The following is a 22,994-nucleotide window of genomic DNA, read 5'->3' on the forward strand; positions in this document are numbered from 1 at the left end:
GTGAGAAACGTCTGGATGATGGCGAGAACGCTTTGTTGGTTCAGGTAGCGGAGCGTAATGTCGTCCTCTGATTTCTGAAGGACCAGCGAGTATTCTTAGACAAGTTGCTGTAATTGGGCAGGATTTTGATTGTCAGCCATTAGTACGCCACTTTCTTTTCTAGATACATCGATTGTAGCATGTCCGTCCTTTGAGTTCAGAGAGGAAGCGGCCGCAATTGCGGCGGGTTGCACGGGGTATTTCCCGGGAAATGGCGGGCGGTTAACGCGTCCTTGGTTTGGGTTCGCTCAACCGTTGCATCACCAGTTCCAGTTGTCGAAATCGGGCCCGGTTCAACGAATAATATTTTGCCCGGCCCACAGGTTCGATATGCACCAGTCCGGCGCGGTAGAGGACATCGAGGTGGTGAGAAATCGTTGGTGCGGAGAACCCCACTTGGTCGGCGAGATCGACAGCACGCAGCGGTCCGTTGTCATCGAGCAGTCTAATCAGCTGATAGCGGGTCTCGTCGGCCAGTGCTTTCCACGCTGTCACGATTGCCGCTTGGTCCAATGGCTGGGTCGGTACATGGATGAAGAGCGTTTGCTGCTTGCCGAAGAGGCGGATCGTTGGTCCAAAGAATGTTGGTACGAAGTAGAAACGCTGATACGGTCCGCGATTGCGGAATTGTTTACCCATCAGATCTTCCGCCAGGGCCAATGGGTCGTTTGTCTTTAGACGTGTCTCGATGTGCCCTTTAAATGACTTAGCCGCAGCGTCTGCGGAAGAAAAATCAGTGGCAGAAAAACGACTTGCTAAAGCGGTCAAATAGGATTGCAGGTCATTGATAAACGTTGTCTGATGGTCAAATACGTACTGCCCGACGAGCACGGGCAGTTCTTTTTCTTGGGTTTGCAATATTGCTGCCACGGCTGGCCACGTGTCAGCAGTCGCTGCTGATGGGACGCCCAGCATGACGCTGATCAGTTCAGCCGGCGTCCAGCGCGAGGTAATTGCGGCGAATGCTGGGATGCTGAAGCCGGCAACGTCGCTGGCACTGATAATCTCAAGCAACGCTAAGGCGTGCTGTTGGTCCAATGCCGCCAATACGGCTCTGGCCGTCGGAGACAGCGCCAGACCGGCCGTCTTGCCCGTTAAATCATCTGGCAGGGTTAAATGACTGCTGAGCGCCATTTGGGCCACCATGGCAATTTCTAAATCATGTGAATAGGCATACTCTGCAGTAACCATCAAACCGCCCCTGTCTCTTAGTCAAACACCTAACATTATCTTACCAGAAAGTTAGCGTAACGTCTTGCAATTATGCTTCTCATCGGTATAATAATGGGCATCAACAGTTAGACAGGCATCTAACTATAGGAGGCTAAAAAAATGCCGATGATCAAAGTGGATCATTTGGAACGGGACTTTGTCCAACAGAACATTCACTGGTGGAAACGAACATCGACGATCGTTCATGCTGTCCGGGATCTCAGCTTTGCAGTGCAGCCGGGTGAAATTTTCGGACTGCTGGGCCAAAACGGCGCCGGTAAAACAACAACGATAAAAACGTTGACGACGCTGCTCTTACCCACTGCCGGCACCGCCCAGGTCAATGGGTTGGATGTTGCTCGGGACTACAAGGCCATTCGGCAGCACATTAATTTTATTTTCGGCGGCGAACTGGGCTTGTACCGGCGCCTTTCTGCCAGAGACAACCTACTGTATTTTGGCAGTCTCTATCGCCTGCCCTTGCCCACCTTAGCCAAGCGCGCAGATGAGCTGCTGGCACTTGTCGGATTGGACAATGAGGCAGAACGCCTAGTGGAGACTTTCTCCAAAGGAATGATTCAAAAATTGCAAATTGCGCGCGGTTTGATCAATGACCCCTCTGTCTTATTCATGGACGAACCAACGATCGGCTTGGATGCCATGTCTGTCCAGAACCTGCACAAAATCATTCTGCAGGCCAAACAAAAGGGGACCACGATTGTCTTAACGACCCATTATCTGCATGAGGCGGAGGTTTTGTGCGACCACCTTGTCGTCATTGATCAGGGGCAGAAAGTCGCTGGCGGTACCGTTGCGGAAGTCATTGATGCTGGCCAAAAACAAGTACCGGACACAGCCATCACGTCATTGGAAGATGCGTATATTGCGTTGATAGAAGGAGGCGGTACTCATGATCCACGTCATTTGGGAAACCATTAAAGTACAAATGAAGAACTCGTGGGCGCGGCCGATGTTCCGCTTCACATTGGTTGCCAGTCCCGTGCTGAATACCGTCCTCATATACGAAATGTTTCTCCATTCCGGCCGCCATGATGCCACCAGTTATATTATTCTTGGTTCAGGACTGATGGGGCTATGGAGCAGCATTTGCTTCTCGTCCATTGGCGACATCGCCCGGGATCGGTACATGGGGGTCCTGCCTTTTCTCTTCACCAGCCCGAGTAATTACAACTTGTTGATTGTCGCCAAGACCATTGGCAATACAGTGTTAGCCAGCCTGACATTGGTCATTTCAGCGGTGACAGCGGCCGGCTTGTTTCGGTTGACTTTGCAAATTCCTCATCCTGGTCTGTTCATAGCGGCCTTGCTGGTGACCATTGCAGGATTCATTGCCATTTCGATTCCCATCAGTTATTTGATGCTGTTGTCCCGCAAGACCGGACTGTACATGAATGTTTTGGATATTCCAGTGACGTTGTTGTGCGGCTTTGTCTTTCCGTTAAGCATGTTACCCAGCTGGACGCGGCCAATCAGCGCAGTCCTGGTACCCACCTGGTCTACGCGTCTGCTCCAACTCAGTCTGCGGATCACGCCGGATTGGCCAGCGTGGCGCACGACGTTATTATGGAACGGCGGTCTGATTGTGGTCTATGTTGGTTTAACGGCATTATTTTGGCGGGTCATTGAACACCGCGTCCGGCAACAGGCGACCTTGGAGGTGAACGAATGATGACGACCTGGCGCTATTTTTGGCTGCAGGCCAAACTGAGTTTCAAGAGTACGCAATCCATTTTCAAACCGGAGGAATTCTTGCTGCTCGACTTGGGCTACCCAATTATCTCGATGACCTTTTATGTTCTTCTGGCTGCGTACAGTTTTAACCCGGCCACGCTCGCTTCCTGGGTCGTCGGCAACGCGTTCTTGCTATGCATTCACGTGTGTATCTTTGTCATGGGGCAAGCTATTACGGCAGAAAGAGCCCAGGGGCGGTTGCGGACCGTGATCACGGCGCCCACCAGTGACTTACAATTCTTATTGGCGAAGGGTTTCTTTCCCATCATCACGGTCTTTATCACGGTACTCGCCGGCTTTATTATTGGGAGTCAGATTTTCCATATTGACCTGACCCGCATTGCTTGGCTGCCCTTGCTTGCGTGTATCTTCGTCGGAATGGCCAGTGCGACGGCTTTCGGCCTGTTTCTCGCGACATTCAGTCTCATCACCGACAGCATGCACTTTATCCTGAATTTTGTTGCCACCGGTTTATTTATCCTGACGGGCGCAAACTTTCCCGTTACGCAATTACCACTCTTCTGGCGCGGTGTCAGCCAGCTGCTGCCGCTGACGCATAGCATTCAAGCAGCCGGTCAAGTAACGGCAGGACGGATGGCTGGAGTTGGTTGGGACCTACTGATAGAAGGCGGCCTCGCCGTTCTGTATTTTTGTCTGGCAACGGTTGCCATTCGTATGTGCGAGCACTACGCCCGGAAACATGCGACCTTAGAGATGTTTTGAGAATGGCGGCATAAGCGAAAAAACAACCAATCGCTGATTCGTGGTATTCTAAGGCTATCTGCTTGAAGAAAGGAGCCGCCAGCCATGCGGGTCTATACGATTCAGCCGCCTAATGTGGTCCGCCAAATACATCAGTATGGTCAAGTGTCTTCTTTGTGGCATAAAGCGATGGTGCAGCAACGAGGCTGGCGGGATCTGCAAGGCCAGTACGTGTTCGTTTACGATACCTACGCCCGTGAAAAGCACTATCAATTTCACTACGATCAGGGATTATTTTGGGCCGACACTGAGTTTGCGGATCTCGATCATGGCCGCTATCGTTCTTTAGTGTACAAGCGAGCGTCACGTTTCTTACTGACACTCGATGTCCCCGATGCGGAATTGCTGTCGCTTAATCGTACGGCATGGGATATCATGCTGCTGCAGTCGAATCTTTTAGAAAGCAATGCCGACAAGCCGTTGGGCACTGATTGGGACTTGTTGTTTTCACCGACGGTAGAAGCCGTCATGGCTGCAGATTACCGGAAGCATCATCCGGAAGAGATTGACGCCAGTGATGATGACCTGATTGGCGCGAAGCGTGAGGTCGTATTTCCACTCATTAAAGAAGAATGGGTCATTTCTGCACGGCACTTTCGGGGAAAGCAAACCCCGGATTTCTAACCACAAGGGAGATGATGGCCACATGGTACAATTGACGTTTCGACCGCTGCGTTACACTGATGCATCAGCCTATGCGCGTTTCCGGCACGAAGTATTGACCGCAGATCAGGACAACCCATACAGCACCAACATCGTTGCTACTCTTCGCGCCGAGGATACATTCAATACCACGCTGGCCAATCTGGCTGCGGACCGCCATGCCACTCATGATGACCGGGTTCCGCAGGAGGCCTACTTCATGTTTTCTGCAGACGATACGATTCTGGGTCGGGTTCGCTGTCGGCTGGCGATGACCCCGGTGCTGGCCCGGACCGGCGGGCACATCGGCTATTACGTCACCCCCAGTCAGCGCGGCCACGGCTACGCCCGGCAGCTGCTGCAATTTGCCCTGACGATTTACCGGCAGCGGCAGGAGCCTTTCGTGATTGTGACCGCCCTGGTGGACAATGTCGCCAGCCGCAAGACGATTGAAGCATGCGGCGGAGTGCTGCAAGCAATCGTGCCAGAGGGGGCCGACCAGCTGGCGATTTACCACATTATCTTGAATCACCAATCGGAAGATGGAGAGAAAAATGGTTAACAAAACCAGACTGGAAGCATTCACGGACGCGATCGTCGCTATCGCAGCCACAATTATGGTCCTGGAACTGCACGCGCCAAAGGGTTTCACGGTTCGTGGCTTGCTGGCCGAATGGTCGGTGGGTTTGGCATACCTGGTCAGCTTTGCCTTAATCTACGTAGTCTGGTATTATCACCAGAACGCGTTTAAGAAAGCGGCCATTATTTCCAGCAGAACTTTCCTGATCAATGGGTTATGGATTTTCATGGTTACCCTCATCCCGTTCGTGACCAGTTGGGTCGGTGATTACCCGAAGCGCACGCTCCCAGAAATCTTGTATGCAACGGTACTGCTATGCTGGGCAGCCTCGTTCCAGCTACTGGACTGGTCCATCGTTCGGGATAATCTAGCAGCGCAACGGGATGCCAGTAACGGATTTACCCGCCGGCTGGTCCTTTATGGCGGGTTCGTGCTCACGATTGTGGTGGCGTTCTTTGCGCCGGTCTATAGTTTGTGACTGATTGGCGGGGTGACACTCATCGAGATGGTGCAGGTTTTAGGCCAGAAACATTGAAGTGAAGAAAGGAGGGTCACTCTTCGCTGATTCAGTCAGCGCAGGGAAGGCCCTCCTTTCTTACTGTTCAGGAAACAACGGTGCTAAGCACTGATCCACCATCTGCCGGAAACTCTCCTCAGCGCTCATCGCTGGATCATCGAACCACCCGGTCCCCACGTTGAAAATTTCCCCGACGATGAGATTCCGCAGCATCCGTTCGCCGACGATTTGCGTCGCGGCGTCAGCGGGCGTGGATTGAATCAACTGGTTGATGAGCGTTCGCAAGTCAGTCATGGCCCCGGCTGTCGCTGGTGCGTTGTCTTGGTGCACGTGTGCCAATGTGAATTGGGTCAGCCGAAAATGGGCGAGGCCGCTGGTGCGGCATGTCAGCGCCAGTTGGGTCAGCGCGGCGCGGCCGCTCAAACCGAAGAGGGCCTTTTGGAGGCGCGGCACGAGCCAGTGCAGGTTGCGGGCACAGAGCGCATCGGTCAGCGCCGCCTGATTCGGATAATAATTGTAGAGTGCCTGGGAACGGCTGCCCAACGCGCGGGCCAGCGTCGAGAACGTGAGCGGTTCACCGGCGGTAATGAGGGCTGCCGCGTGGTCCAAGATGGTGTCAGCAGATAGTTTCGTTCGGGTCATGTCATCCACTTCTTTCTAATTACATATTGTAATCCATAATTACAAGTTGTAAACTAGGGCCGTTGAAAAGGAAGCGGACAAAATGACAGACGTGGTTTTACTACTCATTGGGCTTTTGATTGGGATCTTTGTGATTTCACTCGGCGGGGGCGGCGGTGCCATTTACTTGGGCGTGCTTACAGCCTTCTTCCACCTGGCGCCCGCAGCCGCCGCGGCGACATCGGTGGTCACCGCCCTGCCTGCACTGCTGCTGGGCGCGTTCGGTTATTACCGGCAAAAGACGATCAACTTCCGTGTGGGTAACCAGATGATGGTCGCGGCGATACCGGCCGTCGTGGTCGGCTCGCTCCTTTCCCCCTTCATCCCGAAAGTCATCTATACGTGGCTCATTGCGGTGATCTTGGTGTTGCTGGGCGTGCAAATCATGGTGCGCGCTCTGCGCCACCAGCAGGCACCGGCGGCGGGCAAGGGAAGTACACTCAAAGCAGCCGGGTTCGGTGTCCTCGCCGGCTTGATGGTCGGCGTGGCCGGCCTCAGCGGCGGCGGCCCGATCATTGCCGGCTTGCTGATCATGGGCCTGGACATGATGCATGCCGTCAGCACCTCCGCCTATGTATTGGTGGGCACGAGTATCGTCGGCGCCATCCTCCATGCCTTCGGCGGTCAAGTCGATTGGTCGGCCGGCGGTTTCCTGATGGTGGGCGCGCTGGCCGGTGCGTTGATTGCGCCGGTCATGATGCGCAAGCTGACGGCGAGCAAGGCGGGGCAATATGTGCAGCCGGTGATGGGGTTGCTGATCATCGTCATGGGGATCAAGACGGTGCTTTAACCAAACCGTATTGGGTCAGCGTGTCGGCAGCGGCTAATACCGCCTCTTCGGCCGAGTATTGGGGGTGCCAGCCTAGAAGATCCTTGGCTTTCTGGTTGCTCACCTGATGACTGATCCGGCGCATCAGATTGCCCTCTTTGGCAGTTTGGTTAAAGCGGGCTGCCGTGTTCAGCACCCAATTGGGGAGCTTCTTCGTCGTTATCGCCGAGGCGAGTTGCGGCCGCTTTTCTCGAATCAATGCCGCCATCTGGGGGAGAGAAAGTGCTTGGTCGGCTACTGCGAGAAAACGGTGATTCAGAGCCGGCGGCTGCATTGCTAAAATATGCAGGGCCGCCACGTCCCGGACATCAACAACCGCCACGGTAATATCGGGAATGAGCTTGGTACTGCCATTGAGCAGGTTGTTGACCAAGCCAAAACTGCCGGATACGTGACTGTTCAGCGCCGGGCCAAGCATCGCGCCTGCGTTGATCGTGGTCAATTGCAGGTGGTGCTGGTCATCGTGAACAAAGGCCCACGCCGCCTTCTCAGCCAGTAATTTGGACCGCTCATACAGTGACAATCCAGGCTGATCCGGATCAGTCCAATCGTCCTCGGTCGTAATTTTATTCTGGTCGAGGTTAGAAAAGCCGACAGCGCCAAAGTTCGCCGTCATAATCACGTGCCGGACACCCGCCTTCTCTGCCGCGGTCAAAATATTCATCGTTCCTTCCGTAGCGACATTGGCCATGGCGGCAGCCGTTTTCTCACCGTTCACAAAGACGGGCGCTGCTACTGAAAATACCGTGTCCACATCGGCGAAAGCAGCTTCCCAGCCCGCTGCTTGGGTTAAGTCGGCGGCCACGAAAGAAAGCTGGTCTAAGTTGGGTACGTGGTGTTTTGCTAAGGTGTCCAGGACATCGCTTTGCTTGTTTAATTGACGCACACTCGTGATGACGGTGTGATTGGACCGGAGCAGCTGGGCGATTAGATGGAGCGCCAGAAACCCGTTGCCGCCGGTGACGAAGACTTTGTTTGACATATGTCGGCTTCTCTCTTCAAAATTGATTAGGCTATTATAGCGCATCTCCCTGATCAAAGAATACAGTTCGCACTGAACTTCCGGGTTGGCATCTCAGGCAGTCCATGCTATACTTCTATTTGGTTAGCCGGCTAACCAAAAGACTGGAGGACATCACTATGAGCTACTACAACTTTGTGGATCGCCCGAGTCAGGCGCGGATCAAGGAAATGGCTGATGAGCTGCATCTGGCCGTTTCGCCAGAAGACGTGCATCTGTTCCTGGACTTCCAACTGGCGTATCGGGAAGTAGAAAAGAACTACGAGAGTCTGGTGGCCAGTTTCGACCTCAGCGAATCCCGGTTCATCATTCTGATGTTCTTGTATTACGCCGATCAGCGCCAGCTGCTGCCGTCGGAGGTTGCCACGAAACTCGGTGTTCAAAAGCCCACCGTCAGCAAACTCCTGAAAGGCATGACCGCCCAGCGTATCGTCACCAGCCACCCGTCCACGACGGATAAACGCGTGCGCTATATTCAGCTGACGGATGCTGGCGAGCAGCTGCTGCGGGCCTTTCTACCGTACAATTACCGCGTCTCGACAGAACTTTTCGCAGATTTCAGTGAAGAAGAAAAGCAGCAGTTTGCCCGCTTGTTACGCAAACTGCTGCACGCCAAAGACAGGATTCACCAATTGGAGGACGAGCATAATGGAAAACGAGAAAATTGAGCTATTGAAAACATACCTGAGCCTGTATATCAACCCCATGACCGTGCTGCAAAGCCAAAAAGCGGGTGATTCACCCTACGTTATTCTGGACGTACGTAACGCCCCCGCACCAGTGAAGAAGGTCCAGATCAAGGGCGCTCAAGCGTTGGCTGCGAAGGATTTGGCGGATCACCTGGGTGAGCTCGATAAGTCCAAGACGTACGTGGTCTATGACTGGAACAGCGGCACCATCTTGGGCCAGCAAGCCCTCTTGATTTTGCTGCAGGCTGGTTTCAAGGCGTTTGAACTGGCTGGGGCGTTGGAAGGCTGGCAAGGGATGAACTTGCCGGTGGAAAATGTCTAAACCCTAATTAATCATTCTAAAAAAGAGCGGCACCGTGGCGAAATGCCTTGGTGTCGTTCTTTCTCGGGCTGTTGATTGATGCACTTGTCACGGCTTTAGCACATCGGGGTTGACGACGTGCTGCAGCGGCTTACCGTTGACCTGCACTAAGATGTGGCGCGCGGTCAGGGCGCTGATGTTTGTCTTGATTTTGGTCTTGGCATACGGGGGATTGAGCCTGGCGACAATTTGCCGATCCTGGATACCTGACGTCTGTTCGTTGTTGAATAGATCAGACTGGAGAATCATCGATACAATATCCCATGCCATTTCAGAAAGGTTCGTTAACCGTTGGCGTATCAATGCCATCTTTTCCGCCAGCTGTTCTTGCCGGTCGTTTAACTGGTCCAGCACATACCGTTGGCCCCAAATAATGATTGTCAACATTGCTTGAACGAACAGCGTCAATTCTCCCCGATTTTCCAGTTGATCCGCTTCTCGAAAAATACGGTAGTAAGTTTTGACGTGTTCGTGAATCGCCGTGGAGACAGATAGCCCCGTGAAGATGTCAAATTTATTGGCCAGATAGGAAGCCAGGAGATAACGCCCCGTGCGACCGTTGCCATCCAAAAAGGGATGCGTGTTCTCAAACATAAAGTGCGTCACGATGGCCTTGAGTACGGGATCAAGGGCGTCGTCGTTCATAAAAGGAATGAGCTGGGCCAATGCCGTGCTAATCTCCTTTTCTGACGCAGGGGGTTGGTGAATCTTGGACGATTCAGTGCCGATGTAAACGGGGGAAGCCCGGAATAGTTCCCCGTCCGGCAACTTGTCGCTATCAATTTCTCCTGCCAGTAAAGTGTCATAAATGATCCGGAAGTCGGGCAGGTTCTTGATTTGCAGGAGACGGCCCGCAATCGTATCTTGGTACATCCGCACAGTGGATTCCAACCGCCGCTGGTGGTGCCCTGCCGGCTGGGTCTCTAGATTACCAATGAGGGTTCCGATTTCTTCCCGGTCGGTTCTGACGCCTTCGATTTCATTGGTGAAGTAAATCTCGTTCAGCAACAAGGCGTTGATAAAACCGGCCTGGGCCACAGGCGGCAGATCCTGATGGTTGTTGGCAATCTGCGTAATCTTGCGGGATTGGGCATGGACTGTGGCGACAGCGGAATTGATGTCTCGAGTCTCCACGAAGAAAACGGGATAACTGACCTCTGGCAAGCCGTCCCGCGTCAATAATGTAGGAAACATGGATGTCACGACCGTCGAAATGCCCGCCAGCCGCTTTTGGTATTCTGCTGTCACCTGCTCTGGGGAAAGCCGCCCTGTTTGACTGGTGCCGTATTTGAACTTGCCGAACAATAGGTAGTGCGCCACTAACTTCGCCTCCAATCCTTTGATTAGCTACTTGCATTGTACAGTGTCGAATTCTATTTTTCAATTTTGGTGTTTTTGAAGAATATAAGTGCGAAAAGGTGGTTCTATTTTTCGATTTCGTCGTTTTTGAAGAATAGAAACCAAAACCGTGTATCTATTTTTCGATTTTGCCGTTTTTGATTTTTATAATAAAAAAACCGGCCCACAAATCTCAAAAACGCCGAAATTGAGATTTGTGGGTCGGTATTTAACACGACATAATTCAAATTTGCTGTTTTTGACGAATAGACTCAGTACCTACAGACTCATTTTCTCAAACCGCCAAGCGTTCAGTATACCGCCGCCAATCACCATCACTAATGCCCCGATGACCGGCTTGCTCACCGCACCCAGGGTGGTGAGGTGGACAGTGGGCAGGTCGCTCACCGCCAGGATCCAGTCAGCGTAGGCGAAAAAGGGCGTGTGGATGAATTGAAAGTGCATGATGGAGACCAGTACCAGCGCCAGGACGCCGCCGGTCAACGCGGCGGTCGTGCTGCCGCTCCAATACAGGATACCGGTGATAATGGTCATTTCGGTGAGGGTGAGCAGGACATAAACCAGCATCTGGCTGAACCAATCGCCCCAGTTAATGGTACCGGGGCCACCGAAGTAACTGCCAGCCAGGAATGCGACGATGTGCAAGGCCCACAACTGGAGGAGCAGGATAATGGTCATGGTTGCCATTTTGCTAAGGAAGTAGCGCAGGCGGGAGACGCCCATCGTCAGCGTGTCTTTGAGCAGGTGCTGAGAAAAGTCGGTTCCAATCACCAGCATGATCAGCGGCAGGAGCCACAGGAACAAGCCTTCGCTGTTATTGATGTGGGTAATCGCGGCCCAGCCGGTGATAGTCGTCTTGCTGTCGTGGCCCCAGGAGAACGTCGCGAAAGCGGTGAAGCCGAGAATGGCCAGCTGCCAGAACAGTAGCGAGCGGGAATGCCGAATCCGGTAAAAATCGGCGCGCATGATATTAAGCATCCTGGCGCACCTCCTTCTTTTCTTCACGCAATAACGTCTTGAAGTAATTCTCCAGGTTCTGCCCCGCCTGGCTGATGCCGGTAACAGGCACGTCGGCACTCACCAGCGCGTGGTTGATGACGCTGATCGGCTGTTGGGCATTGAAGACATGGACTTCGTTGGCCGAGATGACCTTGAAGCTGTTCAGGTGCAGATCCGCCAGCGCGCGGGTCAAGGCAGGCATGTCCTCCGTCGTAATCCGGATATACTGGGCAGTCTCGGCGGTGAATTCCCGCTTTGTGACCTCCCGTACCATGTGGCCGTGGTCAATGAAACCGAAGCGGGTGGCGAGATGGAACAGCTCATCCAGAATATGACTGGAAATCAGGATCGTCGTGTTCTGCTCCCGGTTCAACTTCAGCAGCAGCTGGCGGAACTCAGCAATCGCAATCGGGTCCAACCCGTTGATCGGCTCATCCAGCAGCAGCAGGTCCGGTTTTTTCAGCGTCGCCAGAGCGAGTCCCATTTTTTGCTTCATCCCCAGGGAGAAATGCTTCACCTTTTTCTTGCCGGTATCGGCCAAACCGACAAATTGCAGACTGTCTTCGGCAGCGTGGGGCGTAACGATACCCTGGGCCAGACAGAAGTAGCGCACATTTTGCAGCGCCGTCAGTTCACCGAAAGCGGACGGTGTTTCGATGATCGACCCGACCCGCTGCAGGCTGGCCACGTGGGCTTGATCGACCGGCTGGCCGAACAGCGTGATCGTGCCGCTGGTGGGTGCAATCAGTTGCAGAAAGGTTTTCAGTAACGTCGTTTTTCCGGCCCCATTTCTGCCCACTAAACCGTAAATATCGCCTTGGTGCAGGGTGAGGTTCAGGTCGTCCAGCGCCGTCTGGTGCTGGGAAAACTGCTTGGTGACGTTCTGTGCTTGTAATACAACATCCATTGTCTTGGCCTCCGTATTGACTTGATGGGACTATGATACGGACCAAGCATAAAGTGACTCTTAACCCAATCCTTAACTATGTCTTAACTCGCGGGGCGGTGCTGGGGGAGTGTGACGACGGCGGTGAATTCAGCCGCCGTGGCTGTGAGGGTCAGCGTGCCGCCGAGCAGTTCAGTCAGATGGCGGGTGATGTAGAGACCAAGGCCGGAATTGCCGGTCTGGTCGGCCAGATCCTCGGTGTAGAAGCGGTCCGTGAGCCGCGCCAAGTTGGCGATGGGGTGGGCGATGCCGTTCGTGACGGTGAGGGTCACCGTCTGGTCGGCGGACTGGTCGGTCAGCGCCACGCTAAGCGTCTTGGTCCCGTGGGTCAGCGCATTCCCCAGCAGGTTCTGGACGATACGCCGGGTCTTGTCCTGGTCCAGGTGCACCAGCACCCCGCTGGTAATCGTTGGCGTGACACTGAAGCTGGCCGCTTCCAGGGCGTCGTACAGCGTGAGCAGACTGTTTTGGACGAGGGCAGAAAGGTCAAAGTCGGTGGCTTCCACGGTGAGCCGGTGTTCCGTGATACGGTTGTATTCCAGGAGAGATTCCAGCCGTTCATTGACGGTTTCCAAGTTTTTCTCCGCCTGAGTCAAGACCTGCCGCGCCTTCGTGGGGGACAGGGTCTTTTCTTCCTCCAGATATTGCACATAACCGCTGGCGACGGTCAGCGGGGTGCGCAGATCGTGGGAAATGTTGTTGATGGCTTGGTCGATGTGCTTGGCCACGGCGGCGTTGTCCGCCCGTTCTTGGCGCTGGTCGGCTAATAAAGTATTGATGGCGTTGGCCAGGCGAATAATCAGCGGGTTGCGGCTGGTGGTGCGCACATCGTTGTTGGTCCGGCTGGCGGCAATCACTTGCACCTGGCGGCGGAGATTCCGGAGAGCGAGGAGCAAATAAGCTAAGTAGATGAGACTGGCCGCTACGAGGGCGATGAGGAAGATCGTGAGCAGTGCTGTCATCCGCCTAAACCAGCTTCACGCCGATACCCCAGACCGTGGCGATGTGCTCCTGGTCGGGATCGAGTTGGCGCAGCTTCTTGCGCAGGGCCGCCAGGTGCACGTTGACCGTATTTTCGTCGCCGTAGTACGCTTCGTGCCAGACTTGGGTATAGAGGGCCTCTTTGCTGAAGACCTGGCCAGGATGCTGGAACAGCAGCTGGAGAATATCGAATTCCTTCTTCTTCAGAGAAACAGTCTGGCCGCGACCATGGAGGGCGTAATCTTTGGCAGTCAGAGAGAAAGGCCCAAACGAATACGTCGGCGGCGTGCCGGCCGCCGTTGCGGGACTGGTACTTTGACGCAACGCCACCACGATGCGGGCTTTCAGCTCCTGAATATTGAACGGCTTGGTGATGTAATCAGTGGCCCCGGCCAGCAGCAAACGGGCGACATCCGCCTTATCGCTCAGCGCTGTTAACATAATAATGGGGATCGTCAGCGTTTGGCGCAATTCTTTCAAGACCTCTTCGCCATTCTTCCCCGGCAGCATACGGTCCAGCAGGATCAAATCGAATGGCCGCTGCTGGGTTTGAAGGAGGCCTTCTGTACCGGAATAGGCCTTGGTGAGGGCATAGTCGTCCCCTAGGACCGTGTCGAGCATGGCGCCGATATCGGGATTGTCATCGATGAGCAGAATTTGTTTCACGTGGCACACACCTTTCTCGCCAGTGGATGGGCGGTTAAGTCGTGGCTAAGTTATTTCACTGAAGAAATTATCTGCCATTCTGAACCCGCCTCACCGCTAGTATACATGATTGCACAATCGGCACCAGGCAAAAAAGCCGTTTAGGCCTGCCGGTGGATACCGGTGACTTAAACGGAATCTGAGTGATTTGCTGGCGGATCTTCACAACGAAGATTGATCAGCCAAAGGATTTGAAAAGACCGCGCCGACACTGGCTTCATGCCAGCATCAGCGCGGCCTTTTGGCACTGCTTAATCCAGGATATCTTGGTAAACCGGGAACTTGTCCGACTGACCATAGTCGGCCATGCGGGGCATGGCTTTCAGCTGGTCCATATCGGCGGTACTAATGACGAAATCAACATCCGCATTGCTGGCCATGTGGTCCGGGTTTTCTGTCTTCGGCAGCGGCAGCAGGCCCAGGTGCAGCAGGTAGCGAATACCCAGCTGGGCGATGCTGACCTGGTACTTGTCGGCCATGGCCTTGATGGCTGGGTTCTTGAACATCTCGCCGTGGCCGAACGGCGAATAGGCTTCAACTAGAATATGGTGCTGCTGGGCGAAGGCAATCGTCTTGAACGGGGTCTGGGTAATGTGGGCCAGGACTTGGTCCACCATCGGCGCTGTCGTCGCGTGGTCCAGGATATTCGTCAGGTCCGTCTGGTCAAAGTTCGATACCCCGATGGCCCGCAGCTTGCCGGCTTGGTACGCCTCTTCTAATGCCTGCCAGGCCGCCAGGTTGCCCTCAAAGTACCGGTTATTTTCGTCATATTGGGCCCACGGCCGGGGGGCGTGGATGATCATCATGTCGATGTAGTCCAGGTTCAGCTTTCGCAGCGACTCGTCGATGGCCTTCACAGCCGCGTCATGATCCTTGATTTCGGCGGCCAGCTTGGTCGTCACGAAGATGTCGTGACGGGGAATGCCGCTTGTGCGCACTCCTTCGCCCACACCTTGCTCGTTACCGTAGGCTTCAGCGGTATCGATATGGCGATAGCCGACCTTGATTGCCTGGCGGACCGCTTCGGCCGCCTTGGCGTTGTCGTCGATCAGCCACGTACCGAAGCCGATCTTGGGGATTTTGACCCCGTTTGCTAGGGTATAAGTTTCATTCAACATTGAATTCTGCCTCCGTTTTCTTTCTTAGACTTCCTGTTCCGTGGGCCGAATGAGCATGTCCGAAATGGCGACGTGCTTGGGCTGGTCCACCACGAATGCCACGGCGTTAGCGATGTCTTCCGGGTCGAGGACGTTCATCCGCCGCTGTTCGGCCGTGCTGTTCGCCGCTTCCTTGGCCATTTCTTCCTCCAATGCCGGGTTATCCACGGTCTGCTGCAGCTCGGTAGCTACGGCCCCGGGGGAGATGATGGTGGAGCGGATCCCGTGGAGCCGTTCCTCTTGCCGCAGACCTTCCATGATTGCCCGAACTGCGTACTTGGTGCCGTTGTAGACGGCAGAAACGGGATAGACCACGTGGCCGGCGACGGAATCAGTGGTGATGATCAAGCCGTCGTTCTGCTTCTGCATGATAGGCAGGGCGGCGCCAATGCCGTAGAGAACCCCCATGATGTTCACTTGGAGTTCCTTCTCCCAGTTGACATACTTGGCGTCGGCGAGTTTCTCGCGCGGCATGATACCGGCGTTATTGAAGAGGACGTCGATGCGGCCATACTGGTTGACGGTGAAGTCGATGAGCGCTTGGACATCATCTTTCTTGGTGACGTCGGTCACCCGATAAGTGGCATTATCGCCAATATCATCAACGATGGCTTGCAGCCGGTCCGCTCGGCGGGCCCCGAGAATAACCTTGGCCCCCTCACTGGCGAGGCGCTTCGCTGTGGCTTCTCCGATGCCGGAGGAGGCGCCGGTAATGATGACGACTTTATCTTTGATAGCCATGGAGTTTCCTTCTTTCTGAAATACGTGCTAAGGTTAGCCTACCCCCTAAAGCACACTTTAGGTCAAGAAAAGTTCAGAAATTATTTGGAGGTCTTTTGATTGAGTGCTTATTCTATTGGTGAAATTGCCACGATGACGCAGCTTTCTGTACCAACGATTCGGTATTACGACAAGGAGGGGTTGATCCCCGGGCTGGCGAAGAACGAGGCGGGGGTGCGCTGCTTCAGTGATGACAACCTGGCGGCCTTGCAGATGATCGAGTGTTTGAAGACGGCTGGAATGTCGATCAAGGACATCCGCCAGTTCATGGCGTGGAACGTTGAGGGCGACAAGACGCTGGCAACGCGGTTGGCATTCTTCAATCAGCTGCACGCCACGGTGCTGGACCAGATGGCGGCGCTGCAGCGGACGCTGGATACCGTGGAGTTCAAGCAGCGGTATTACGGACAGGCGGTTGCTGACGGGACGGAGAAGTATGTGAAGGCGGGGAAGAAAGCACCGGGGAATGTCCGGCAAGAGGCGTAATCGGTGAGCTGCGGCGAATAATCTGTGGGGAGAAAAATAGCCATCCGGAGTGGATGGCTGGTATTGGTATTAGTGCCGAGATGCGGCCGGATCACGGCAGTATTAAACATGATCAATGGCCGTGCTGTCGTTTATTGCAGCTTGATTGTTTTGGTAACTTTCCCATCGTGGTTGAGAATCTGGAGGTATTTACCATTACTGAGGGACGGCTGGAGGGTCAAATCCATCTTCTGTCGGTGCTTGAAAGACAAATCCGGTCTTGAGTCCATGCTCAGTTGGATCGTATTGGTGCTGGTAAAGCTGTTGTTCACCATCCACGAGCTAATGCTCCGGTACACCGGTAAGGCGATATGCAAAGTGCCGTCGGTAATTGTCACCGCTTTGACGTCTTGCCCGGCAATATCATGCGGCTGATTCTCCCCTTGGACGAAGAGCCCGCATAGTAGCAAGACGAGCAGGCACAGCCCTGCAATAACGGCGGTTTTGATGTGCTTGGTCTTTGCGTCACGCTTTACCTTTTGAATCATGTTGTTATCTCCCTTGAGTAAATTATCTAGCGAGAGATCCAGCGCGTCAGATAAAGCAATCACCGTGAGCAAGTCGGGGTAGTTTCTTCCCGCTTCCCAGTTAGAAACTGCGGAACGACTCACATTCAACTGGGCAGCAAGCTGCTCCTGCGTGAGGCCCAGGGCTTTTCGTCTTCTTTTGATTTGATTGCCGATGTCCATACCGACGCCTCCGTATTTCTCGCTGCGACAATTATGACGGTTTTGGATAGCTGGTTTAAAGCGCGGCAATCTGTCATTTCTTCAGATTGGGAAGGACAGGATTTCTGACCAAGGAGAAAGTGCTGTGGTGCCTGACCATATCGTAAACCTAAGCTGCTTAATGGACACGTGAATTGCCTGTGGTCGTATTTTTTTGTGGCTGGAGCGGAAGAAGAATCGTGTCATTTCCCGGGAAATAATTACGAGGGGGGCTTTCCTGGCGGTCGCTCTATGTTAGTCAGCGCTAAGTGACAGATTTTTTTGTTGCCGTATTAGTATATAAGGAATATACTAAACACATCAAGTAGAAAAGAGGCAACACTCATGGAAAAAGAACCAGACAAAGCACCTATCGCTGCTATGACATCCGCCCCACACGGTAGCGAGGCAGCGGCAACGACCCGGGTACGCACCATCATTCTCGCCCTAACGCTGATTGGCGCCTTTCTCGGCGTTTTGGATACGTCGATCGTCTATACCGGCACCGTCAAAATGGCGGCGCAACTGCAACTCAATGCCGGCGCGCTGTCGTGGGTTCAGGTGGCCTACGCCTTGACCTATGCCGGCTTCATGCTTGTCGGGGGTAAGCTCGGCGACATCTATGGCCGCAAGCCTTTGTTTATCAGCAGCCTGGTCATTTTTGGAATCGGCAGCCTCGTGGTCGGGGCGGCGACAAACGCTGCCTTGATGATCAGCTTCCGGGCAGTCCAAGGCGTTGGTGCCGCTATTCTCGCCCCTAACTGTTTAGCACTGCTCACCGACACCTTCACCGGTGCTGACCGCCAGCGGGTGATTGGCTATTATGCTTCCGTCATTGGTGCCGGCGCCGCAGTCGGCTTGGTGATCGGCGGGTTCTTCGCCACCTTTGCCTCCTGGCGGGTCGGTTTCTACGTGAATGGGCCGATTGCCCTGGTCATGGTTGTGGTGGCTGCCCGGGTACTCCCCGCCGCGCGCCAGCAAGCCGGCCGCATCGACTGGCTAGGCACGATTCTATCCATTTTGGCGATGACGTCCATTTCTTACGGTTTGGACGGCAGTCCCTGGCCAATCCCCACATTACTGGTCTCTCTAGGATTGTGGGCCGCCTTCATCGCCAGCCAAGCCCGCGTCGCCCACCCGACGATGCCGCTGGAGATCTTTGCGGATAAGGAACGAATGGCATCTTACCTGAGTTCGTTGCTGTTCTCCGCGGCGGCCATCGGCTTCTGGTTCTACACGCCGCAATTCATGCAGAAGGCGCTGGGCTATAATCCGTTCCTGACCGCGCTGGGGATGGTGCCCATGGCGGTCCTGCTGTTCATCGTCGCCGTCCGAGCCGGCAAGCTGGTCCAGCGCTGGTCCAACGCCCGGGTGATGCTGCTGGGTTTTGCCCTGGTGATTGCGTCATTTGCAGAAATGGGCCTGGTCGCCCAGTACGCCAATTATTGGCTCTTATTACTGGGGACGCTGGGCTTTGCGGTTGGCTTTGCGCTGGCCTTTGCCACATTGGCGACAGCGGGCTTGGCGCGGATTCGACCGGCGGTGTCCGGGGCGGCCTCCGGCGTTTATAACACGGCGCGACAGTTCGGCGGAGCGGTCGGATTAGCTCTGTTCGCCATGACCACCGCCCGGTTGACGACAATCACCGCCGTCTTCAGTCAAGCCATGTGGCTCGGGTCGGCTTTCACATTGATTGGCCTCGTCATGGTGTTGGTCCTGATCCTTCCGGCAGAAAGGCATTGACCGCTATTGGTATCTTTGGCATAATCAAATAGACGTAATCAATCATGAGGAGGCTGAGTCATGGCTTTTTCCGTTGCTTTCTCCCAAGCGCTGGAGATCGTCGGCTATGTGAATGCCAAGGCCAACGCGGAACACTACGACTATCTGGGGATCCAGAAGATTTCTGAAATGCTGAATATTCCGGTGCCGAGTATCAAGAAAATCTCCGGCGTGCTTAAAAAGACGGGTATTCTGGACTCAAAAACGGGTATCAACGGCGGGTTGCGCCTGGCGCGGGCGCCCGAGGCGATCTCCGTCTACGATGTGTTCGTCGCCATTGAAGGCACCGCCCCGATTTTTCAGGTGCACACGGACATTAACCGGCAGGCGTTCGTTAATCAGGCCAAAATCGACCGTTGGCTGCAAGCGGGGACTGCTGTCTTGGGACAAGCAGAGACAGCCATGCTGCAAGTTTTCAAAAAAACCAGCATTGCCGACTTGGACAGGATCTGAGCAGAAGAAAAACATCACGAACCGCTTAACTTTGCGGAACGTGATGCTTTTTTTCGTTCCAGAAGGTCGGTCACGCGGTTAGCTGATAACTGGCTGCGGCCAGCTTGATGAGTTCGGTTGGCGCAGCCACGGCATTCACATCCACGGTGAGCCAGTGCTGTTTGTCGAAGTGCCGGCCGGCGGTGATATACGGTAAGGCGTCGCTCAGTTCTGCGGCCACGGCGGGGTCTGCTTTCAGATCCATGTAGAGGCGGCCATCCTGGTGATAGATTAAAGCAAATATTTTCTTGCTGGCCGCATGGCGGACCGCAGTGAAAATAATGCGGTTGTGATTTCCTGGCCGGTTGAATGGCTGGTCGGTGGTTATTGCTTGCCCCTGACTGATGGTGCTGACCAGTTGAGCGATGGTCATGTTCAATTTGGGTCTCTCTCCTTGTCTACAACTTGGCGGCTTTTTCGTTTTAATAAGACAACAGAATCCGGCCATGGGTGTGATGCGTCTTCCCCAGCGCCTGTGCTTCGCGAACTTGTTGGAAGGGCAGCACGGTCTGGATCATACTGGTGAGTGTCCCATTGGCCAGCATCGCCAGCAAGTCCTGGTAATCATGTAAGCCAACACTGCCATTACCGAAGCGGAAGGCTTGCGCGGTTTTTGTCGGTTGGTAAGCGGGTAGCGAAAGAGAAAAAATGGTCAACGGCCCAGCAGTCCGGCTGATCTGATCCAATAGCGCGGCACTGCCGACAGTGTCGATCACTTGCGTGGGCGTTGGTGCGGTCGCCAATGCGGCGGGCAGATCTTGAGTGTAATCCAATACAACATCGGCGCCCAGAGTCAGCAGCCACTCTCTATTTTCTGGACGGGCCAGTGCCACCACTGTTGCCCCGCGTTGCTTAAGCAGCTGAACGAGATAGGTGCCGACGCCGCCGGACGCCCCCGTGATTAAGACCACGTCCCGGGCGGTGGGCCGCGTCTGTCTCACCGCCATCAAGGCGGCATCGGCACCGCCAATCAAAGTCGTGGCGGCAGCCAGATCCACCCCGGCCGGGACGGGAAAGAGCAGGGGCGGCCATTGGGAGTTGATGTATTCCTGGTGGCTGCCGGCGGGAGCGGCCCCGATGACGGCCTGCCCCAGCAGCTGGCGGGAACGCAGAGCCCCGACGGCGGTAACGATGCCGCCGAAGCCGTAACCGACCACTAAGGGCAGGCGCGTGGGCCGCAATTGCTGTAAACGGCCCTCTTCCGTCATGCGGTCATAGGGCAGAACGGGCGTGAACTTGGTTTGGATCATCACCGAGAGCGGGGTCAGATGGGGCTTAGCGACTGTTTGTATCTGGAGGTCCTGGATGCCGTTGTACGAGGTTTGGACAACGGCCCGCATGGTATTGTTGGTTGTTTCTGTTTCTGAAAGCATGGAGCTCATCTCCTTAATTGATTGATGCCCATGTTACTGGGAGATGGCTTGGAGTGAAAATCAGAATACTGATAATGGCCTGGTGCGGGGGCGTCCAGCAGATTAGTACGCAGTAGATATCGGTACAATGGTCAGCAAATTCGGTCCTAATTATTGACACCTTTCACCCTGAAAAAACCAAGAAGCTATCCATTAGCATATGCCATTGTATCCCCCGTGGGTTGCCATTGGCATCAAAACACTGTATTATTTAGATGGAGGTGCCGAGATGGACACAAAAAAGAAAGATACACGATTGAGCATTCGCATTGATCCTGAATTAAAAAAAGCGGGACAAGAAGTGGCGAAAAATATGGGATTCGATTTAACCACGGCGGTGACGATGTTTATTACGAAAATGGTTAAGTCTCACGAGCTGCCTTTTACGCCAACCAGTTTACCCATCGAGACGTTGCGCGCATTGGAGGAAACGGACCACCCGGAAACGCGAAAGCACTACAAGACGCCAAAGGATATGTGGGAGGACATGAATGTATGAGTTGGACCCTACGCCGACATTTCGACGTGATGTGAAGAAGCTCCAAAAAAAGCACTATTCACTGGAGAAACTCGAGCGTGTTGTTGATCTTTTAGCAGCCGGTGGTAACGAAAAAGAATTGGCCGTCCGATACAGTGACCACCCATTATCGTCTGATAGCAGTTGGAAAGAACATCGAGAATTGCACGTTGATGGACCAAGTGGGGATTGGTTGTTGATCTACCGAATATTACAAAACCTGCTTAGTCTTGTTCGTACGGGAAGTCACAAGGCACTATTGGGTAAGTGACAACTTTGGCAAAAATATTAAAAGCAAAAAAACGGGCAGGTTCAAATGAAGCCCTTTTTTATCGCTGGCACTACGTTGTTTCACCGCATCTGCGTGCCCTTATGCACCACCCGATACTGCCCCGGCGTCACCCCGTACCTTGCTCGAAAAATTCGATAAAAATGACTGACGTCCCCATAACCGACCTGGGCGACGATGGCCTCGATGCTGAGTCTGGTGGTGGCCAATAATTGGGCGGCTTCCCGCAACCGCAACTGCTGGAGCAGGGCCGAGAACGACACCCCGGTCGCCTCTTTGATGTACCGGCTCAGATAGCCGTCACTCAAGTTGAAGCGGGCCGCGACCGCGGGCAGCTTGATGTCTGCCTGATGGGCATGAATGTACTGCAAGATGGCCGGCAGTTTTTGCTGACGTTGGCTGCCCGTCAGTACCGCCACCGCGTCAAGATGGCGGCGCACCAGCTGGCCGAACAGCAGCAGGACATAACTATTCATGATGATGGCCCGACCGGCGCGGGGTGGGTCCGCCTGGGTTTCGTCGTACAAGTGCAGGACGGCATCCTGAATCTCCACGTCCGCCGTGGCGGGGAAGAGGAGGATGTCAGAAAAGTGCTGGCCGTACAGCATCTGCCAGAAGAAGTCAGAAATGGTATTGCTGGCCATGAGCAGCGGGGAGAAAGCCGCTTCGAAGGTGCTGCGGCGCATAATGATATTGATGACGATCGTCTGGGCATCATTCACAAAGAAGGCCTGGTCGATGTTGGGGCCGATGATCAGTAAACTGCCTTGGTGGATCGTTCGGGTCTGGCCGTTCAAATAAAATAGGCAGTGCCCTGCGAGGATGTAGGCCAGCTTCACGAATTGCATGCTGTGAATGAATGCCGGCGTATACCGAAGATGTTTGAAGGCGATGATCTCCGACTGGCTCGTACCGGTGGCCGGGAAGAATTCTGCTTCCGAGAAGTGCGCGGCAATGGGAGTGGGCGGTTGTTTAGGGACCGCCTCCCCAGTGCCGGCTTTTTTGGTATACGCCGAAACAAATTCATTCCACGAGCGGACCAGCGGGAAGGCCGGCCCCGGCGTATAGGGCAGATGCTGATACAGTGTGCGGTAGACCTTTTCGGCCGGTGTATCGTGCAACAGTTGGGTGACAAGCTGCGTGCGGTTCATGACCCGCTCCCCCTTTCTATGCTCAGTTTACGGCACTGGTCATATAAAACCAATGACCCTGCCAGTGTAATCTGGTAAGTGGCCAGATACACTGGACGTAAATGTAT

Annotated in this window: 28 protein-coding genes; 14 read left to right on the top strand and 14 right to left on the bottom strand. The window is 54.3% G+C overall.

The features are described 5' to 3' along the window. Positions 1 to 261: 261 nt before the first annotated feature. Positions 262 to 1,230 carry an ArsR/SmtB family transcription factor gene (locus tag L248_RS15065; RefSeq protein WP_022528856.1) on the bottom strand — a complete coding sequence of 323 codons (969 nt, stop codon included), beginning with the start codon at positions 1,228 to 1,230 and terminating at the stop codon, positions 262 to 264. 141 nt (positions 1,231 to 1,371) lie between these two features. On the opposite strand from L248_RS15065, the gene L248_RS04275 reads away from it, so the two are divergent. The 6 genes from L248_RS04275 (at position 1,372) to L248_RS04300 (ending at position 5,465) form a co-directional block, all read left to right on the top strand. Then, positions 1,372 to 2,190, top strand: coding sequence for an ABC transporter ATP-binding protein (locus tag L248_RS04275; protein WP_022528857.1), 819 nt, complete (start codon positions 1,372 to 1,374; stop codon positions 2,188 to 2,190). Continuing rightward, entirely contained in the window at positions 2,162 to 2,941 is a 780-nt protein-coding gene (locus tag L248_RS04280) for an ABC transporter permease (RefSeq protein ID WP_022528858.1), read from the top strand. Before L248_RS04275 ends, L248_RS04280 begins: the two co-directional genes overlap by 29 nt. Then, positions 2,938 to 3,726: an ABC transporter permease gene (locus tag L248_RS04285; RefSeq protein WP_022528859.1), complete on the top strand. Its 789-nt coding sequence runs from the start codon at positions 2,938 to 2,940 to the stop codon at positions 3,724 to 3,726. The genes L248_RS04280 and L248_RS04285 overlap by 4 nt, the downstream gene beginning before the upstream one ends. Before the next feature lie 84 nt (positions 3,727 to 3,810). Continuing rightward, complete coding sequence (locus L248_RS04290) at positions 3,811 to 4,389, top strand: hypothetical protein (protein WP_022528860.1); 579 nt, start codon at positions 3,811 to 3,813, stop codon at positions 4,387 to 4,389. 22 nt (positions 4,390 to 4,411) lie between these two features. After that, positions 4,412 to 4,969, top strand: a complete 558-nt coding sequence (locus L248_RS04295; protein ID WP_022528861.1) for a GNAT family N-acetyltransferase — start codon at positions 4,412 to 4,414, stop codon at positions 4,967 to 4,969. Beyond that, complete coding sequence (locus L248_RS04300; RefSeq protein ID WP_051999854.1) at positions 4,962 to 5,465, top strand: TMEM175 family protein; 504 nt, start codon at positions 4,962 to 4,964, stop codon at positions 5,463 to 5,465. The genes L248_RS04295 and L248_RS04300 overlap by 8 nt, the downstream gene beginning before the upstream one ends. 117 nt (positions 5,466 to 5,582) lie before the next feature. Here L248_RS04300 and L248_RS04305 read toward each other — a convergent pair whose 3' ends face one another. Next, positions 5,583 to 6,146 (bottom strand): TetR/AcrR family transcriptional regulator, encoded by a 564-nt coding sequence (locus L248_RS04305; RefSeq protein WP_051999855.1) that lies wholly within the window; start codon positions 6,144 to 6,146, stop codon positions 5,583 to 5,585. A gap of 82 nt (positions 6,147 to 6,228) precedes the next feature. On the opposite strand from L248_RS04305, the gene L248_RS04310 reads away from it, so the two are divergent. Further along, positions 6,229 to 6,975, top strand: a complete 747-nt coding sequence (locus L248_RS04310; RefSeq protein WP_022528864.1) for a sulfite exporter TauE/SafE family protein — start codon at positions 6,229 to 6,231, stop codon at positions 6,973 to 6,975. Here the strand turns inward: L248_RS04310 and L248_RS04315 are convergent. Then, positions 6,959 to 7,996 (bottom strand): NAD-dependent epimerase/dehydratase family protein, encoded by a 1,038-nt coding sequence (locus L248_RS04315; protein ID WP_022528865.1) that lies wholly within the window; start codon positions 7,994 to 7,996, stop codon positions 6,959 to 6,961. The genes L248_RS04310 and L248_RS04315 overlap by 17 nt on opposite strands. A gap of 158 nt (positions 7,997 to 8,154) precedes the next feature. Between L248_RS04315 and L248_RS04320 the strand changes: the two genes are divergently transcribed. Both L248_RS04320 and L248_RS04325 read left to right on the top strand, forming a co-directional pair. Continuing rightward, positions 8,155 to 8,703 (top strand): MarR family winged helix-turn-helix transcriptional regulator, encoded by a 549-nt coding sequence (locus L248_RS04320; RefSeq protein ID WP_022528866.1) that lies wholly within the window; start codon positions 8,155 to 8,157, stop codon positions 8,701 to 8,703. After that, positions 8,684 to 9,046, top strand: a complete 363-nt coding sequence (locus L248_RS04325) for a rhodanese-like domain-containing protein (RefSeq protein ID WP_022528867.1) — start codon at positions 8,684 to 8,686, stop codon at positions 9,044 to 9,046. The genes L248_RS04320 and L248_RS04325 overlap by 20 nt, the downstream gene beginning before the upstream one ends. 87 nt (positions 9,047 to 9,133) lie before the next feature. On the opposite strand, the gene L248_RS04330 is transcribed toward L248_RS04325, so the two are convergent. The 7 genes from L248_RS04330 to L248_RS15785 all read right to left on the bottom strand — a co-directional run bounded on the left by L248_RS04330 (position 9,134) and on the right by L248_RS15785 (position 15,973). Next, positions 9,134 to 10,405, bottom strand: a complete 1,272-nt coding sequence (locus tag L248_RS04330; RefSeq protein WP_040534788.1) for a Fic family protein — start codon at positions 10,403 to 10,405, stop codon at positions 9,134 to 9,136. A 297-nt stretch (positions 10,406 to 10,702) separates the two neighbouring features. Continuing rightward, positions 10,703 to 11,422, bottom strand: coding sequence for an ABC transporter permease (locus L248_RS04335; protein ID WP_040534789.1), 720 nt, complete (start codon positions 11,420 to 11,422; stop codon positions 10,703 to 10,705). Then, positions 11,415 to 12,350: an ABC transporter ATP-binding protein gene (locus tag L248_RS04340; protein ID WP_022528871.1), complete on the bottom strand. Its 936-nt coding sequence runs from the start codon at positions 12,348 to 12,350 to the stop codon at positions 11,415 to 11,417. The genes L248_RS04335 and L248_RS04340 overlap by 8 nt, the downstream gene beginning before the upstream one ends. 83 nt (positions 12,351 to 12,433) lie before the next feature. Next, positions 12,434 to 13,351 carry a sensor histidine kinase gene (locus L248_RS04345; protein ID WP_022528872.1) on the bottom strand — a complete coding sequence of 306 codons (918 nt, stop codon included), beginning with the start codon at positions 13,349 to 13,351 and terminating at the stop codon, positions 12,434 to 12,436. Positions 13,352 to 13,355: 4 nt separating this feature from the next. After that, a complete protein-coding gene (locus L248_RS04350; RefSeq protein ID WP_022528873.1) occupies positions 13,356 to 14,036 on the bottom strand; it encodes a response regulator transcription factor in 681 nt (226 codons plus the stop codon). 290 nt (positions 14,037 to 14,326) lie between these two features. Further along, positions 14,327 to 15,193 carry an aldo/keto reductase gene (locus L248_RS15780; RefSeq protein ID WP_022528874.1) on the bottom strand — a complete coding sequence of 289 codons (867 nt, stop codon included), beginning with the start codon at positions 15,191 to 15,193 and terminating at the stop codon, positions 14,327 to 14,329. A gap of 24 nt (positions 15,194 to 15,217) precedes the next feature. Then, positions 15,218 to 15,973 carry an SDR family oxidoreductase gene (locus L248_RS15785; protein WP_022528875.1) on the bottom strand — a complete coding sequence of 252 codons (756 nt, stop codon included), beginning with the start codon at positions 15,971 to 15,973 and terminating at the stop codon, positions 15,218 to 15,220. Positions 15,974 to 16,105: 132 nt separating this feature from the next. On the opposite strand from L248_RS15785, the gene L248_RS04365 reads away from it, so the two are divergent. Further along, positions 16,106 to 16,498 (top strand): MerR family transcriptional regulator, encoded by a 393-nt coding sequence (locus L248_RS04365; protein WP_425423441.1) that lies wholly within the window; start codon positions 16,106 to 16,108, stop codon positions 16,496 to 16,498. Between the two features lie 131 nt (positions 16,499 to 16,629). Here the strand turns inward: L248_RS04365 and L248_RS15070 are convergent, their stop codons facing one another. Next, complete coding sequence (locus L248_RS15070) at positions 16,630 to 17,226, bottom strand: helix-turn-helix domain-containing protein (protein WP_022528877.1); 597 nt, start codon at positions 17,224 to 17,226, stop codon at positions 16,630 to 16,632. 399 nt (positions 17,227 to 17,625) lie between these two features. On the opposite strand from L248_RS15070, the gene L248_RS04375 reads away from it, so the two are divergent. Together L248_RS04375 and L248_RS04380 are read left to right on the top strand one after the other, a co-directional pair. Then, positions 17,626 to 18,987 (top strand): MFS transporter, encoded by a 1,362-nt coding sequence (locus L248_RS04375; protein WP_245585275.1) that lies wholly within the window; start codon positions 17,626 to 17,628, stop codon positions 18,985 to 18,987. A 60-nt stretch (positions 18,988 to 19,047) separates the two neighbouring features. Next, positions 19,048 to 19,479, top strand: a complete 432-nt coding sequence (locus L248_RS04380) for an RrF2 family transcriptional regulator (RefSeq protein ID WP_022528879.1) — start codon at positions 19,048 to 19,050, stop codon at positions 19,477 to 19,479. A gap of 70 nt (positions 19,480 to 19,549) precedes the next feature. Here the strand turns inward: L248_RS04380 and L248_RS04385 are convergent, their stop codons facing one another. Together L248_RS04385 and L248_RS04390 are read right to left on the bottom strand one after the other, a co-directional pair. Beyond that, the gene (locus tag L248_RS04385) at positions 19,550 to 19,891 is read right to left on the bottom strand and encodes an MmcQ/YjbR family DNA-binding protein (protein WP_022528880.1); all 342 of its coding nucleotides are present in this window, start codon (positions 19,889 to 19,891) and stop codon (positions 19,550 to 19,552) included. A 49-nt stretch (positions 19,892 to 19,940) separates the two neighbouring features. Continuing rightward, positions 19,941 to 20,891, bottom strand: a complete 951-nt coding sequence (locus L248_RS04390) for a quinone oxidoreductase family protein (protein ID WP_022528881.1) — start codon at positions 20,889 to 20,891, stop codon at positions 19,941 to 19,943. Between the two features lie 268 nt (positions 20,892 to 21,159). On the opposite strand from L248_RS04390, the gene L248_RS04395 reads away from it, so the two are divergent. After that, positions 21,160 to 21,429, top strand: coding sequence for a type II toxin-antitoxin system RelB/DinJ family antitoxin (locus tag L248_RS04395; RefSeq protein WP_040534905.1), 270 nt, complete (start codon positions 21,160 to 21,162; stop codon positions 21,427 to 21,429). After that, positions 21,422 to 21,718, top strand: a complete 297-nt coding sequence (locus L248_RS15580) for a type II toxin-antitoxin system YafQ family toxin (RefSeq protein WP_081701212.1) — start codon at positions 21,422 to 21,424, stop codon at positions 21,716 to 21,718. The genes L248_RS04395 and L248_RS15580 overlap by 8 nt, the downstream gene beginning before the upstream one ends. Positions 21,719 to 21,798: 80 nt before the next feature. On the opposite strand, the gene L248_RS04400 is transcribed toward L248_RS15580, so the two are convergent. Continuing rightward, positions 21,799 to 22,887, bottom strand: a complete 1,089-nt coding sequence (locus L248_RS04400; protein WP_022528884.1) for a helix-turn-helix transcriptional regulator — start codon at positions 22,885 to 22,887, stop codon at positions 21,799 to 21,801. Positions 22,888 to 22,994 lie beyond the last annotated feature (107 nt).

The sequence above is a fragment of the Schleiferilactobacillus shenzhenensis LY-73 genome, from assembly GCF_000469325.1.
Classification (GTDB): Bacteria; Bacillota; Bacilli; order Lactobacillales; family Lactobacillaceae; genus Schleiferilactobacillus; species Schleiferilactobacillus shenzhenensis.